At 43.1% G+C, this 15,342-nt stretch carries 9 protein-coding genes; 5 read left to right on the top strand and 4 right to left on the bottom strand.

Annotated elements, in window-relative coordinates; all coding sequences use genetic code 11:
• Positions 1–427 precede the first annotated feature (427 nt).
• Positions 428–2,635, top strand: coding sequence for an NHLP family bacteriocin export ABC transporter peptidase/permease/ATPase subunit (locus tag AACU25_RS16925; protein WP_096577512.1), 2,208 nt, complete (start codon positions 428–430; stop codon positions 2,633–2,635).
• A 299-nt stretch (positions 2,636–2,934) separates the two neighbouring features.
• A complete protein-coding gene (locus tag AACU25_RS16920; RefSeq protein ID WP_096577510.1) occupies positions 2,935–5,838 on the top strand; it encodes an NHLP bacteriocin export ABC transporter permease/ATPase subunit in 2,904 nt (967 codons plus the stop codon).
• Between the two features lie 123 nt (positions 5,839–5,961).
• Here the strand turns inward: AACU25_RS16920 and AACU25_RS16915 are convergent, their stop codons facing one another.
• Positions 5,962–6,384: an NUDIX domain-containing protein gene (locus AACU25_RS16915; protein ID WP_096583833.1), complete on the bottom strand. Its 423-nt coding sequence runs from the start codon at positions 6,382–6,384 to the stop codon at positions 5,962–5,964.
• A gap of 383 nt (positions 6,385–6,767) precedes the next feature.
• Here AACU25_RS16915 and AACU25_RS16910 point away from each other — a divergent pair, with 383 nt between their 5' ends.
• The gene (locus tag AACU25_RS16910; RefSeq protein ID WP_096577508.1) at positions 6,768–8,615 is read left to right on the top strand and encodes an aspartate kinase; all 1,848 of its coding nucleotides are present in this window, start codon (positions 6,768–6,770) and stop codon (positions 8,613–8,615) included.
• Between the two features lie 176 nt (positions 8,616–8,791).
• On the opposite strand, the gene AACU25_RS16905 is transcribed toward AACU25_RS16910, so the two are convergent.
• From AACU25_RS16905 to AACU25_RS16895, 3 genes are all read right to left on the bottom strand, one after another.
• Positions 8,792–8,968 (bottom strand): type II toxin-antitoxin system antitoxin, encoded by a 177-nt coding sequence (locus AACU25_RS16905; protein WP_168161019.1) that lies wholly within the window; start codon positions 8,966–8,968, stop codon positions 8,792–8,794.
• Positions 8,969–8,971: 3 nt separating this feature from the next.
• Positions 8,972–9,910, bottom strand: coding sequence for an SPFH domain-containing protein (locus tag AACU25_RS16900; RefSeq protein ID WP_096577506.1), 939 nt, complete (start codon positions 9,908–9,910; stop codon positions 8,972–8,974).
• 149 nt (positions 9,911–10,059) lie between these two features.
• Entirely contained in the window at positions 10,060–11,388 is a 1,329-nt protein-coding gene (locus tag AACU25_RS16895) for an IS701 family transposase (RefSeq protein WP_096577504.1), read from the bottom strand.
• Between the two features lie 339 nt (positions 11,389–11,727).
• On the opposite strand from AACU25_RS16895, the gene purD reads away from it, so the two are divergent.
• Positions 11,728–13,017 (top strand): phosphoribosylamine--glycine ligase, encoded by a 1,290-nt coding sequence (gene purD, locus AACU25_RS16890; RefSeq protein WP_096577502.1) that lies wholly within the window; start codon positions 11,728–11,730, stop codon positions 13,015–13,017.
• Between the two features lie 120 nt (positions 13,018–13,137).
• Complete coding sequence (gene nblS / locus AACU25_RS16885; RefSeq protein ID WP_096577500.1) at positions 13,138–15,033, top strand: two-component system sensor histidine kinase NblS; 1,896 nt, start codon at positions 13,138–13,140, stop codon at positions 15,031–15,033.
• Positions 15,034–15,342 lie beyond the last annotated feature (309 nt).

The raw sequence follows: 15,342 nt of genomic DNA, 5'->3' as shown, positions 1-15,342 counted from the left end.
CCCAGCCCCTCTCCCACCAGGAGAGGGGAGCAAGAGATTCAATTCCCCTTCTCCCTGAGGGAGAAGGGGTTAGGGGATGAGGGCACGAGGTATTTGTACAACACCCGCCCCGATCATGTAACTTAAATGCCGATTAGCTCAAATGGTACATTAGCCTGCGGTATAATACACCCTAAATCTTCATCTTGGTTATTATCTGCGTACTCTGGTATAGCCGTGGTGTATCTATAAATCGGCGATTCAAGAAAGCTAATCGTAATAAAACTCACATTTACCGCAAAACTTCTCCTAACTTTTGCGGTATCTTGCAGCCTAGCAGTCCTGAAATTGCCACAAACTGCATAAGTTACCCCTCCTGAGAAATATTGAGTTAAGAACGAAGGCTGAGAAGCGATTCTCTCTATGGTGAAAGCTATCTATCACGCTTATGTTTGATCAAGTTCGGCAAAAGCTATCACAAATAAAACCCAAATTTCAACCCATTCGCCGCACACCTACCTTACTGCAAATGGAAGCAGTAGAATGTGGGGCGGCAGCTTTGGGGATTATTTTAGGTTACTATGGGCGCATTGTTCCCCTAGCAGAATTACGCCAAGCTTGTGGGATTTCGCGGGATGGAAGTAAAGCTTCAAATGTCCTCAATGCTGCTAGGAGTTACGGCTTACAAGCTAAGGGTTTTAAGACAGACATAGCTGCACTGCAACAAATGTCCTGTCCTTATATTGTATTTTGGAACTTTAATCATTTTTTAGTTGTTGAAGGGTTTACTAAAAATCACGTTTTCCTCAATGACCCAGCAACGGGAAGGCGTAGAATTACTTTAGATGAATTTAGTTCAGCTTTTACAGGTGTTGTTTTAGTATTTGAACGCGGCCCAGAGTTTAAAAAGGGAGGAAGTAAGCCGAGTTTATTTTTAGCTTTAACTTCCCGGTTGCGTGGGTCTTATGCTTCTTTACTATATTGTGTATTAGCTGGTTTTTTCCTAGTAATTCCTGGGTTAGCAATGCCGACTTTTTCCCAGGTGTTTGTAGACCAAATATTAATTCAAGGGCGGGAAGATTGGTTACGTCCTTTAATATTTGGAATGTTATTTACAGCATTAATTACTGGCTTATTAACCCGCTTGCAATTACAGTTATTGCGGCGGATGAAAATTAAATTATCAATGTCAATGTCAAGTAAATTTATTTGGCATTTACTACATTTACCTGTCAGCTTTTACGATCAACGTTTTGCTGGGGAAATTAGCAGCCGGATTCAACTCAATGACCGATTAGCCAGTTTATTATCCGGTAAACTGGCAACAACCGTAATTTCGGCGGTGATGGTGTGTTTCTACGGTATTGTCATGTGGCAATACGATCGCATTCTAACTTCCATTGGCGTGGCCTTTGTTTTCGTGAACTTAGTAGCCTTGCAGTGGGTAGGGAGATTGCGGGTAGATACCAATATTCGCATGATGCAAGAATCAGGTAAAGTTAGCGGGGTGGCGATCGCAGGTTTGCAAAGTATGGAAACCTTGAAAGCTTCCGGCTTAGAGTCCGATTTTTTCACTCGCTGGGCGGGATATTACGCCAAGTCAATTAATGTGCGTCAAGAAATGGACAGCATTAATCAAGGCTTGGGAACATTACCATCATTTTTATCTGGTATCACCTCCATGTTATTACTCGCTGTGGGGGGATTGCGCGTCATGGATGGGGCGCTAACTATTGGGATGCTGATTGCGTTTCAATCCTTGATGCAGCAATTTATGCAACCAGTCAACCAACTAGTAACTTTAGGCGGGGAATTACAAGAACTCGAAGGTAATTTAAATCGGTTAGATGATGTTTTATTTAACCCCACAGAAGTAGACAGCAAACCATCTTCTGCATCTGTGCTTCCTTATCCCAAATTGGAAGGACATTTAGAACTGCGTAATATCACCTTTGGCTACAACCGCACCGCCGCACCTTTAATTGAAAACTTTAGCTTTTCCCTGAAACCAGGACAACGTGTAGCTTTAGTTGGTGGTAGCGGTTCGGGAAAATCAACAGTAGCGAAGTTAGTATCTGGACTTTATCAACCTTGGGCGGGAGAAATTCTGTTTGATGGAGAACTGAAAAAAGATATTCCCCGTGAGGTAATAGTCAATTCTGTCGCCACAATTGAACAGGAAATTATGTTATTTGCTGGGACTGTGCGTGAGAACCTGACGTTGTGGGACACCACTATTCCTGATAGTAACCTGATGCAAGCTTGCCGTGATGCCGCAATTCATGAAATTATTTTGTCACTTCCTGGCGGTTACAATGCAGACTTATTAGAAGGCGCAATGAATTTAAGTGGTGGACAAAGACAAAGGTTAGAAATCGCCCGCGCTTTAGTGAATAATCCTTCAATTTTGGTAATGGATGAAGCGACAAGTGCGTTAGATGCAGAAACGGAAAAAATTATCGACCAAAATTTAAGATTGCGGGGTTGTAGTTGCATCATTGTTGCTCACCGTTTGAGTACAATTCGTGATTGTGATGAAATTATAGTTCTCAATCGCGGTAAGGTTGTGCAACGTGGTACTCACGATGAATTGGGTACTGTTGAAGGGCCGTATTTAGAATTAATTAAAAGCGAAGGCGGGGTTTTGGAAAGCTGAAAAAATCTCAGTAAGCCGTAACCCAAGAAAAGCTTTAGCAACGATGCGTTACGCTATCGCTAACGCATCCTACTTCTTATCTTCTTCCTTTGTGTACTTCGTGTCTTCGCGGTTCGTTTATTATCTTTTTATCTCACGCAAAGGCGCAAAGGCGCAAAGAAAAAGCAGCACATATCTTACTCATATTTGTTGTTTAACAAAATTACATTAACTTTTATTGCTTCTTCCCTGTTTCCTGTTACCTCCCTACGCCAGTAATTTCTCAAATTAAACCTAAATATTTTGATATAAATTTAATTATGCTAGCTGAAGAAAATCAGATGGACTTATTTGAAGAACCCTATGAATTTAAGAGTAATGACCCCCTATTACTCAACAACCCAGAAAAAGTTTGGGTGGTCAAATCTGGTTCTCTAGCACTATTTGCAATTAACGTTCAGCACGGTATCGCTAAAGGTAGAAGACGTTATTTATTTAGCGTTAAAGCAGGTGAAGCGATGTTTTCTGCCAAACCCACATCACCTGATGGGCAGCATCATATCATGGCGATCGCTCTTAGTGATGCGGAACTTTTGCCAGTTCCACCAGAATATTTAGGTGCGGAACTTCCAGTAGCGGTGGAACGTTGGGTAAATCATCTGGGTTCGGCTGTAGCAGAAATTACTTCTAGAACTATCCCTACACCCAATAAAACCCCAGGTTGCGCGGTTTTGGGTGATAATGAAGTGTTTCAAGTATCACATGATTCTGTCGCTTGGGTGAAGGTATTACAGGGACAAGCGAATTTACTGGGATTCCCGGATTTAGAATTTAATTCGGAGATGGGGCGCATTCCCTTAAATTCTCAACTTTGGTTACAAGTGCGGGAGATTGTCGAAATTGACTCGGTAGGGAGTGCAGAGATCACTGATAATCAAACCTTGATAGATGGCGTACAGCAAATTCAAAGCTACGTTTTAACGGGACTCCAGCAACTCGAACAAAAACATAACCAAGCTGAATTAGTTCGCTTCCAAGAACGGGCGCATCTGAATAATCAAGCGATCGCAACTACCCTGAATGAGTTTGCGAATCTGTTTGAAAGTGAAAAAGCTGCGACTTCTCCGTTAAAAACTGCCCTAACTCCCGAAGAAGCGCTATTATTTGCGGCTGGGGCGGTGGGAAGAGTTTTGGATATTACCATTCGTCCCCCAGCAAACTCGGAAGATTTACGCAGAGTCCGCGATCCCTTAGATGCGATCGCCCGCGCTTCCCGTATCCGCATCCGCCGCATTACTCTGCGGGATGGTTGGTGGAATCGTGATAGCGGCCCTTTGTTGGCTTATACATTGGGAGATAATCGCCCGGTTGCAGTATTACCCGTCTCCGAGACTCGTTACGAACTCATCGACCCTATAGAAAAGAAACGGGTGAAGTGCGATCGCAAAATTGCTCAAACTTTATCGCCAACTGCATATACTTTCTACCGCCCCCTACCAGAGACTTTAAAAGTTATCTCTCTGATCCAATTCGCAGCAAAAGGGCATTATAAAGAACTATTTACCATATTATTTGCCGGAATTGCAACTACACTCCTGGGTATGGTGACACCCCAAGCTACAGCAATTCTCATCGACCAAGCAATTCCCGATGCTGATAGAGCGCTTTTATTCCAAATTGGTTTAGGTTTAGTAGCTACTACCTTTGGGGCAACGCTATTTCAGCTTACCCAAGGCATAGCGCTGATGCGTTTGGAAACCTTTGCCGATACTTCCACCCAAGCGGCAATTTGGGATCGATTATTAAACCTGCAAGCATCGTTTTTCCGCCAGTTTTCCATCGGTGATTTAAGCGCGCGGGTTTCTGTAATTAGCCAGATTCGCCAAAAACTCAGCAATACTTTACTCAAAACTTTATTTTCTAGCGTCTTCTCGCTGTTAAATTTAGGCTTACTATTTTACTACAGCGCACCTTTGGCAATGATTGCTGTATTGGTTGCTTTAGTGAATGTCACTGTCACCATTGTGACTGGGATTCTCACACTACGAAAAATCCGCCCCTTGTTAAATATGCAGGGTAAACTCTTTGGGATGATGGTACAAATCATCAACGGTGTGTCCAAATTCCGGACAGTGGGCGCGGAATCAAGAGCATTTGCTTACTGGGGTAAACAATATCGCGAGCAGCTACATTTAACCTTAGAATCTCAGAGTATTGACGATAATTTAGTTGTCATTAACAATCTTCTCTCCGCCTTAACCCCCGCCATTATTTTTGGCTTCGCCACCAGTTTATTGCAACAGTCCCAAGCCAGTGGCGGTGGTTTTTCTACAGGGACATTCCTAGCGTTTAATGCTGCATTTGGCACCTTTATTAGTGGTGCAACCAGCTTAAGTACCACCGTAGTTGATGTTTTAGAAGCCCTTCCCCTCTGGGAACGCGCCCAACCCATCCTCAAAGCTACCCCAGAAGTCGATACTAATAAAGCCGACCCAGGCAGATTATCTGGCAAAGTCGAAATTAGCCATGCCATCTTTCGCTATCGTCTTGATGGCCCCCTGACTCTAGATGATGTCAGCTTACGGGCAGAACCCGGAGAATTTATTGCCTTCGTCGGCCCTTCGGGAAGTGGAAAATCTACTTTATTCCGATTGTTATTAGGTTTTGAAAATCTAGAATCTGGTAGTATTTATTATGATGGGCAAGAACTAGCTGGATTAGATATTAACGCCGTGCGCCGTCAATTAGGTGTGGTATTGCAACACAGCCGCTTAATGTCTGCATCCATTTTTGACAATATTTCCAGTAACGCCGTCATTTCAATGGAAGAAGCCTGGGAAGCCTCACGCATGGCTGGTTTAGCTGATGATATCAACGCCATGCCAATGGGGATGCATACAGTAGTTAGTGAAGGTGGTACAAACCTTTCCGGAGGACAGCGACAAAGGTTATTAATTGCCCGTGCTTTAGCTTTACGCCCCCGCATCCTACTATTTGATGAAGCCACCAGCGCCCTAGATAATCGTACCCAAGCAATTGTTAGCGAAAGCTTAGAGAAACTAAACGTTACCCGCATCGTTGTCGCCCACCGCCTCAGCACCATCCGCAACGCTGATCGCATTTATGTTTTGCAAAATGGGCGTTTAGTACAACAAGGTAATTTTGACGAACTCGCCGCCCAACCTGGATTGTTTAGTCAATTGATTAAGCGGCAACAGATTTAGTATGGGGCATTGGGCATTGGGCATGGATTTTGAATTGTTTGTTCCCAATCCCCAATTACCCCTAATCCCCAAGAGTTCTTTAATTTTGAATTTTGAATTTTGAATTTTGAATTGATTTGTCCCTCAAAACATCACTTCCGCCAACAGAAATCCTTGTAAAATTCTTCTCAGCGAAGTAGTTTTAATTCGCCGCATGGCTTGGGGAATATCTAACCACTGTCTATCTCTAAACCCAGCTTCGGGATAATCTTCACTCAGGGTTTGCACTGGTAATAAATACATTTTGACGCGATAATTTTTACCTTGTTTGCGATATTTATAAGTGCCAATTTCACGAGTATTTACCTGTCCGATGATTCCCGCTTCTTCCCAAGCTTCTTTCGCGGCTGAATCTGGTGGACTCATACCTTCAGGAATATCACCTTTTGGCATTACCCAGTTTTGGCGATCGCGGCTTGTGATCAGCAAGACTTGGATTTTGCCATCTTGAATTCTATAAGGAATCACTCCAGACTGCTTCAATACTTTGTTGGCTTTTCGACTCATGTGACGTAGATTCTGTGGTGTCAATTCCTGAGGTACTTGAGACGATTGATTGATAAACTTAGTGACACTTAGCTCTAAAGCTAATGCTAACTGCATTTTTTCAATCAGGTTCGCACAGAGCTACTAGCTCTTTGTGGTCTAAATATTCTCAATTACTCATTCTCGTTTAGTTATTCATGGACATAGTCGATAAATCACAATCAGACTGTTAAATGTAAACTATTTTTAATAAAATTATGGTCAATCCATAACATATATCACAGAGGTTGTGAGACGCAGCGCAATTTTCTGTAAACTAAATAACTGGTAATGCCTTGCTCGGCTTGCCAAATCGGTGGTGTCGTTGATACAAGCAAAGCAGCAAAATTGATTTCCCAAAAGTTATGGCGCTCATAGTTCAGAAATACGGTGGTACATCTGTTGGTTCAGTCGAACGTATTCAAGCTGTTGCACAGCGAGTTTACAAGACTGTTCAACGCGGAAACTCTCTAGTAGTGGTGGTTTCTGCGATGGGGAAAACCACCGATGGACTTGTGAAGTTAGCCAATGCTATCTCTAATAATCCTAGCCGCCGCGAAATGGATATGCTGCTTTCTACCGGTGAGCAGGTAACGATCGCATTATTAAGTATGGCATTGCAGGAAATTGGTCAACCTGCAATTTCTATGACTGGCGCGCAAGTAGGAATTGTTACCGAAGCCGAACACACCCGCGCCCGAATTTTGCGAATTGAAACCGAGCGCATGGAACGTTACCTCAATCAAGGTAAAGTGGTTGTCGTAGCTGGGTTTCAAGGGATATCCAGCACAGAAGAATTAGAAATTACTACCTTGGGGCGTGGCGGTTCTGATACTTCAGCCGTGGCTTTAGCAGCCGCCTTAAAAGCAAATTTCTGTGAAATTTATACCGACGTACCCGGGATTCTAACTACAGACCCCCGCTTAGTTCCCGAAGCTCAACTGATGGCAGAAATTACCAGTGATGAAATGCTGGAACTCGCCAGCTTGGGAGCAAAAGTCTTACATCCCCGGGCTGTGGAAATTGCCCGGAATTATGGTGTGCCTTTAGTAGTGAAATCAAGTTGGACTGAAGACCCTGGGACTTGGGTAACATCGCCCCAACCTCACGGGCGATCGCTTGTGAATTTGGAAATTGCCAAAGCAGTTGATGGTATAGAATTTGATACCAACCAAGCTAGGGTAGCTCTGTTGCGCGTACCAGATAAACCAGGCGTTGCCGCTCGGCTATTTGGGGAAATTTCCCGTCAACAAGTAGATGTAGATTTGATTATTCAATCTATCCATGAAGGTAATACTAATGACATTGCCTTCACTGTAACAACACCCATATTAAAACGAGCAGAAGCAGTCGCATCTGCGATCGCCCCCGCACTCAGAAGCAACTCTCACAACAGCGAAGAAGCTGAGGTGATGATTGAGGAAAATATCGCCAAAGTCAGCATTTCCGGTGCAGGGATGATTGGCCGTCCTGGTGTAGCCGCCCAGATGTTTGCCACCTTAGCGACAGCAGGTGTCAACATCCACATGATTTCTACCAGCGAAGTCAAGGTGAGCTGTGTAGTTTCCGCCGCAGAATGCGATCGCGCCGTCGCCGCACTCCGCAGCACCTTTGAAATTGCCGAAGAAGAGGAAACAGTAGAGACAAATCACAGAAACATTGTTTCTCCTCTACCCCTCTGCCCCTCTGCCCCTCTGCCCGATTCTCCCCCCGTCCGTGGCGTGGCTTTAGATTTGAACCAAGCACGGCTGGCAATTCGCCAAGTCCCCGATCGCCCCGGAATGGCAGCGAAGCTATTTGGATTATTGGCACAGCACAACATCAGCGTGGACATGATTATTCAATCTCAACGCTGCCGCATAGTAGATGGAGTTGCCAGAAGAGATATCGCCTTTACCGTCGCCCGTATGGATGGGGAACAAACCCAGAAGTTGCTTTCTCAAGCAGCCGCAGAATATGGCTGGGGTGAAGTTGTTCTGGATAGTGCGATCGCTAAAGTGAGCATCGTTGGTTCAGGTATGGTAGGACAACCCGGTGTCGCCGCGAAAATGTTTGAAGCCCTAGCGCAGAACCAAATCAATATTCAAATGATTGCTACCTCAGAAATCAAAATTAGCTGTGTAGTCGCCCAAGAACAAGGCAGTAAAGCTTTGCAAGTCATTCATGCCGCATTTGGGCTAGCTGGTAGCCAAAAGTTTGTCGTTCCCGCTTAGGTGGGCAAGGGGGCAGGGGGCAGGTTGATGTTTAAATCCTGTAGAGACGCGATTGATCGCGTCTTCATAACCCTCGGTTAAGGATTTTCAACTCGGAATTTAGTTTGGGGAAAAGGTGAAAGGGTAAGGATTCAAGGTTTTTTCTTGCCCCTTTTGCCCTTAACCCTGTTTTGTCACTACTCTTCCTCTGCCTTACCTGGCTCATCTTTCCAGCGTCCTGCTTTTTTGACGGCTTCTGCTAACAAAAACTCAATCTGAGCATTGACGCTGCGGAGTTCGTCAGAAGACCATTTTTCTAGCCGTTCGTAAAGTTTTTCATCCAGACGTAGCAAAAATCGTTTTTTTTGTCCCATTTCCTAGTTGTATAGGGTGCCAGTATTGATCACGGGTTGGGCGGTTTGTTCCGATGTTAAGACAACCAACAAATTATTAATCATAGAGGCTTTGCGCTCATCATCCAATTCCAGCATTTGTTCTTGACTCAGACGGTTCAAAGCTTCATTTACCATACCTACTGCTCCCTCGACAATCTGCCGACGCGCATCAATTAAGGCTTTTGCTTGTTGTCGTCGCAGCATCATTTGCGCGATTTCTGGTGCATAAGCAAGGTGAGAAAGCCTGGCTTCAATCACTTCCACACCTGTAACTTCCAACCTAGCTTGGAGTTCTTTTTGCAAAGCCTGAGCAATTTCATCGGGGATTCCCCGCAGCGATGGTGTGGTTGTATCATCGGGGCTGTCATAAGGATAGCGAATCGCTAACGCCCGAATCGCAGTTTCACTTTGAATCGCCACAAATTCTTCATAGTCATCCACTGCAAACTTAGATTTAGCAGAATCGAAAACTTGCCAAACAACAACCGCAGCAATTTCTATCGGGCTACCTTCGGCATCGTTAACTTTAATAATTTTGCTGTTAAAGTTGCGTACCCGCAACGAAATTTTTTTCTTGCTAGCAAAGGGATTTGTCCACCAAAAACCTGACTCGCGAACCGTTCCCATGTATTTGCCAAATAACACCAAAACTACCGCTTGGTTCGGCTCAACGCTGAAGAATCCTGATATTGATGGAATAACAATCGCAATTAATGCCGCAGCTAAGGGCGCAAGAAATTCGGCGGCGCTATCTTCACCAATCAAGTCAGTAACTTTTAAACCTCTTGCCAGTAAAGCTTCTAGCCCCTGTACCCTAGACCAAAGATACCACCCACCCAGCAAGGCGATCGCAATCACCACAGCCAATATGATAAAGCCGTTGACTTTGAACGCCGGAAATTCCTTGATTTTCGGTTCCATAATCTTTGCAATAGTAATTTAATATCTCGATGATATCATCGCAATATCAAAAATTAGGCACCGCCCAAGTTTGCATAATTACATTTCTCTACGAGAGGCTATCCCTCTTCTGTCACTTTCCGGAATAAGCAAGTAGTAAAGAAGCTAAATTATCCAGAAGCATAACAAGGTTTAAATTGATTCATTGCGGCAATTAGATGATTGAATCCCAGTAACAAATCTGAATTGGGGAAAATACTTAACCAGGGATAAATTAACCAAAATAGTAAAAGTGGTTGGATAATAAGACGCAGATTATTTAAAGTATTCTTCCATCCAGATTCATGATTCCATTGTGGATGATTAGAAAAATCAATATCACTATTGTCTGGTGCTTCAGTCGGAAGTTGACGAGCTTGATTGAAGCCTAAGAAGACTGGAGAATTTAAACTAATCATTGTATAAACACTAAAAATAATCTCCCACCATCTCTCAATATGTAGGAAATTAGTGAAACGGTAATCTGTCCAGCCTAGTTCCTGTTTACACTGTCGAAACCCATATTCAACCCAGGTTCTTAATCCATATAAGTCCCCTAAAGTCTTCTTTAAATTACCTTGAAGATTCGTCATCACAAAGGAGGTAGAATTTTCCGGCATGGTTTCTGGATCAGTGGTTATTTCCCAATAAGTTATGGCTCTTTTTTTACCATAAATTATTTCCCTAATGTATCTATCCTCTGATTTTTTATTGCTAAATGTTCTCTCAAATTTACACCACTTATTCGCTCTAACGCTTTGCCCTGCTGGTAACCAGACTCCATGATTACTTCTAATCGAAACTACATAGCCTAAATTATATTCAGCTATTTTTCTAATAAATTGGCTACTCTCACCATATAAACTATCAGCCAATACCAATTCAATATTGAAGCCTGATTCCATTAACTCTGTAATGATTTCTGATGCTAACTCTATTTTAGTTTTATATTTATCTGACTCCTTTAGGGTTCCTTTTGGCTTAAATACTTTGAAGATTAATGGAAAAGTTATGTTATCGTAAACTCCATAGGCATTGACTGAAACTATTCCATTATCTACCTTACCTACGCTTCCTAGATATTGTCTAGCTACATAATCTGTCTTCTTCCCTTTCTTCCTATCTCCTGTTTCGTCTATTACTAACGTAATTGCACGACCATCTAATTTTTTTTTCAATTTATTTAATCTTTTTTGTTTTAATTTATCTACTGACCAATTTGAATTTGCTAAGAAATGGTGTAATGATTGTGGCGAATTTATACTCACTACCTTCGCTATCTCTGGTAACGATTTTCTTTTTATAGTTGATATTATCCCCAAGTGTAAATATTTGAAGCACTCATAATTCCTTACTTCTTTAAAGAACTCTTTATACTCTGCACAATATTCATCTATGATCGCAACTGTTGGGTGAGCGTCTCTCGCCAAATGTTTGAGGATTTGTAACTCTACATCCATTGCCCTACTTACCTTTCAGGGTTTTCTTTTTTTATTCTTTTATTCAGAATACCCGGAAAGTGACAGAAGAGGGATAACGCCAACTACTAGTTTTCACAGAAGGTAAACTATATCACTTGCCGACTATGGTGTTTGGTAATGGGTAATGGGTAATTGGTAATTGGTAATTGCTAATTGAGCGGTTGGGGTTTGTCATTAATTATTTCTCCCCTACTTCCCCTTTCCCCCTTCCCCCCTGCTCCCTGCCCCCTGCCCCTTTTCCCCCCAGGCCTTGCAAGATGATCGGAATTGATGAAAAAATTGATCCGCGAGTAGCCCAAGGGATGCAAGAGGAAATCTGTGAAAGTTTTAGTTGTTGGGAATGGGGGGCGCGAACACGCTCTGGCTTGGAAACTGCTGCAATCTAAGCAAATTGAGCAAGTTGTTTGTGTCCCTGGAAATGGGGGTACGGCAAGTATGGCAGGTTGTCAAAACTTGCCTTTAGCCGTGGATGATTTTGCGGGAATTAGTAAATTTGCGCTGGAAAATGGCATAAGTCTGGTAGTAGTGGGGCCAGAGGTGCCTTTAGCTAAGGGAATTACAGATTATCTCCAGGCAAAAGGATTGATGGTATTTGGCCCTGTCAAAGCCGGGGCGCAAATTGAAGCTAGTAAGGCTTGGGCAAAAGCTTTGATGCAAGAAGCGGGGATTCCCACAGCTAAAGCCGCAGTCTTTACAGAAGCCGCCGCCGCTAAATCCTATGTAAAAGCCCAAGGTGCGCCGATTGTGGTGAAAGCTGATGGCTTGGCGGCTGGTAAGGGTGTCATAGTAGCGGAAACGGTAGAACAAGCCCACAGTGCCATTGATGCGATTTTTCAGGGGCAATTTGGCAGTGCTGGGGAATTTGTAGTTGTTGAAGAATGTTTGATTGGGCAAGAGGTTTCGGTTTTAGCATTAACTGATGGCTTAACCATTCGTCCTTTACTCCCAGCACAGGATCATAAGCGAATTGGGGAAGGCGATACTGGAGAAAATACTGGTGGGATGGGAGCTTACGCCCCTGCACCAATCGCCACACCAGAATTGATGGCGCGAGTTCAACAAGAAGTTTTAGAAAGAGCGATCGCAACTTTAAAATCTAAAGGCATCGATTACCGAGGTGTGCTGTACGCTGGGTTAATGATTTCACCCGATGGCGACTTTAAGGTTTTGGAATTTAACTGTCGCTTTGGCGATCCCGAAACCCAAGTAATTCTGCCACTTTTAGAAACGCCTTTAGAAGAGTTGATTTTAGCTTGTGTACAACAGCGTTTAGGCGAAATGCCCCCGATTGCTTGGAAACCAGGAGCAGCGGCTACCGTTGTGGCTGCGGCTGGCGGCTATCCCGGAGGGTATGCAAAAGGACAGGTAATTACTGGTACTGAGCAAGCAACAACTGATAATGTGACTGTATTCCATGCCGGAACTAAGCTCAATGAGCAAAACCAAATAGTAACCGATGGCGGACGAGTATTAAATATTACTGGAATTGGCAGTAATTTTGAGGAAGCGATCGCCCAAGCATACGTCGGCATTCAATCAATTGACTTTGAAGGAATGTATTACCGTAGAGATATTGGTCATAGAGTGCTGAGAAAGGCTGAAGTATAAAGGTTAAAGGATGAAGTGCAATTCATCCTTAAAATCTCCTTAACTCTACATTTTGATCAAATTAACTGTTAATTTTTTAGTTGTTGGGGTTTATAAAACTACTAACAACTTTTATTTAAGATGCTGGCTCTTGTGAAGACAATCCGAGAAACGATCGCGAATTGGTGGTCAGATTTCACCCTCCAGACGAAGCTGTTAGCTGTTGCCACTTTGGTGGTTTCGTTAGTTATGAGTGGTCTGACCTTTTGGGCGGTGAATACAATTCAACAGGATGCGCGGATGAATGACACGCGCTTCGGTCGTGACTTGGGACTGCTGCTAGCTGCCAATGTCGCCCCTCTAGTGGCTGACCAAAATCTCACTGAAGTTGCCCAATTTTCCCAACGCTTCTATAGCAGCACCTCTAGCGTGCGTTATATGCTTTACGCTGATGAAACAGGGAACATCTTTTTTGGCATTCCCTTTTGGGAAGCGGAGGTGAAAAACTCCCTCACCATTGAACGGCGAATCCAACTGCCAGAAGATTACCCTGGGGATGGTGACAAGCCGATGGTACGGCAACACATGACACCTGATGGTGCGGTAACTGATGTATTTGTACCATTAATCGTCAATAAAAAATACTTGGGTGTATTGGCGATCGGCATTAACCCCAATCAAACTGCTGTTATCTCCACCAATTTCACCCGCGATGTGACCATTGCTGTTTTTATCACCATTTGGGTAATGGTAATTTTGGCGGGGGTAATTAATGCTTTAACAATTACCAAACCCATTAAAGAACTACTGGTAGGCGTGAAACAAATCGCAGCCGGAAACTTCAAACAACGAATTGACTTACCCCTAGGAGGTGAACTAGGAGAGTTAATTTTAAGCTTCAACGACATGGCACAGCGTTTAGAAAGCTATGAAGAACAAAATATTGAGGAACTAACGGCAGAAAAAGCCAAGTTAGAAACTCTAGTTTCTACCATTGCTGACGGTGCGGTGTTGATTGACAATAATATGCAGGTAATTTTAATCAACCCCACAGCACAGCGCATTTTTGCCTGGGAAAATGAAGAGGTCGTAGGTAGCAATGTGTTGTATCATTTGCCGTCTGCTGTGCAAATGGAAATTACCCGGCCTTTATATGAAATGGCTGCTGGTGAATGTGAAAGTGCTGAGTTTCGCATTGCGCTGAATGAACCCACCAAACGCACAATCAGAATTCTGCTGACTACAGTTTTAAATTTACAACGGGAAAGTATTAAAGGTATTGCTATTACAGTGCAAGATATCACCCGTGAAGTAGAACTTAACGAAGCGAAAAGTCAGTTTATCAGCAATGTTTCTCACGAACTGCGAACACCTTTATTTAACATCAAATCTTTTATCGAAACATTACATGACTACGGCGAAGACTTGAGTATAGAACAGCGCCAAGAGTTTTTACAAACAGTGAATCATGAAACCGATCGCCTAACACGCTTAGTCAATGATGTTTTAGATTTATCCAAATTAGAATCAGGTCGCGCCTACAATTTTGATGGCGTAGATTTATCGCAAGCAATTGAGCAAACCTTACGAACTTATCAATTAAATGCCAAAGATAAAGGCATTGAATTAATTCAAGAAGTAGCCCCACAGTTACCCTTAGTATTAGGTAATTATGATTTATTACTACAAGTATTAGCTAATTTAGTGGGGAATGCTCTCAAATTTACCCCTGCTGGGGGTAAAGTAGCTATCCGCGCCTATCAATTAGATTTCACCTTGAATTCTCACAATCAGCCGCTACCTGTGCGAATAGAAGTCTCTGATACAGGCATTGGCATTGACTCAGAAGACCAACAAGCGATTTTTGACCGCTTCTTCCGCGTAGAAAATCGCGTTCACACCCTTGAAGGTACAGGTTTAGGTCTTTCCATTGTTCGCAATATTATCGAAAGACATCGCAGCCAAGTACATTTGGTTAGCGAAGTTGGAGTAGGTACAACTTTTTGGTTCGATTTAACAGTGGTGAATAATTCGTAATTCACGCCTAATGTGAATTAAAGAGGTTGAGACTGGAAGGTGAGAACATTGATACCAAAACGGCGGCGAAGTAATAAACGTAGTGGCATGGCAAGGCTAAAATAGTGCATTAGATTGGAAAAAATTCATCCCATATGAAATCGGATCAAACGAATTTATATAGGAATCCGATTTGATTTCTGAAAAAATCTAAGTATATGTAGGGTGCGTTATCACGAAGTGTAACGCACCGTGTTCTAGGCTTTGGTGCGTTGCGCTGCGTGACAACACACCCTACGTATTTGTTCAAAAATCAAATATGAATCCTAT

The organism is Tolypothrix tenuis PCC 7101 (assembly GCF_963874875.1).
Lineage (GTDB): Bacteria > Cyanobacteriota > Cyanobacteriia > Cyanobacteriales > Nostocaceae > Aulosira > Aulosira tenue.
This window is presented reverse-complemented; position numbering and strand designations above follow the sequence as displayed.

Bases quoted from the DNA above. Each gene is read 5' to 3' on its own strand.
- AACU25_RS16925 (WP_096577512.1), top strand. From the start codon at position 428: ATGTTTGATCAAGTTCGGCAAAAGCTATCACAAATAAAACCCAAATTT.
- AACU25_RS16920 (WP_096577510.1), top strand. From the start codon at position 2,935: ATGCTAGCTGAAGAAAATCAGATGGACTTATTTGAAGAACCCTATGAA.
- AACU25_RS16915 (WP_096583833.1), bottom strand. From the start codon at position 6,384: ATGAGTCGAAAAGCCAACAAAGTATTGAAGCAGTCTGGAGTGATTCCT.
- AACU25_RS16910 (WP_096577508.1), top strand. From the start codon at position 6,768: ATGGCGCTCATAGTTCAGAAATACGGTGGTACATCTGTTGGTTCAGTC.
- AACU25_RS16905 (WP_168161019.1), bottom strand. From the start codon at position 8,968: ATGGGACAAAAAAAACGATTTTTGCTACGTCTGGATGAAAAACTTTAC.
- AACU25_RS16900 (WP_096577506.1), bottom strand. From the start codon at position 9,910: ATGGAACCGAAAATCAAGGAATTTCCGGCGTTCAAAGTCAACGGCTTT.
- AACU25_RS16895 (WP_096577504.1), bottom strand. From the start codon at position 11,388: ATGGATGTAGAGTTACAAATCCTCAAACATTTGGCGAGAGACGCTCAC.
- nblS (WP_096577500.1), top strand. From the start codon at position 13,138: ATGCTGGCTCTTGTGAAGACAATCCGAGAAACGATCGCGAATTGGTGG.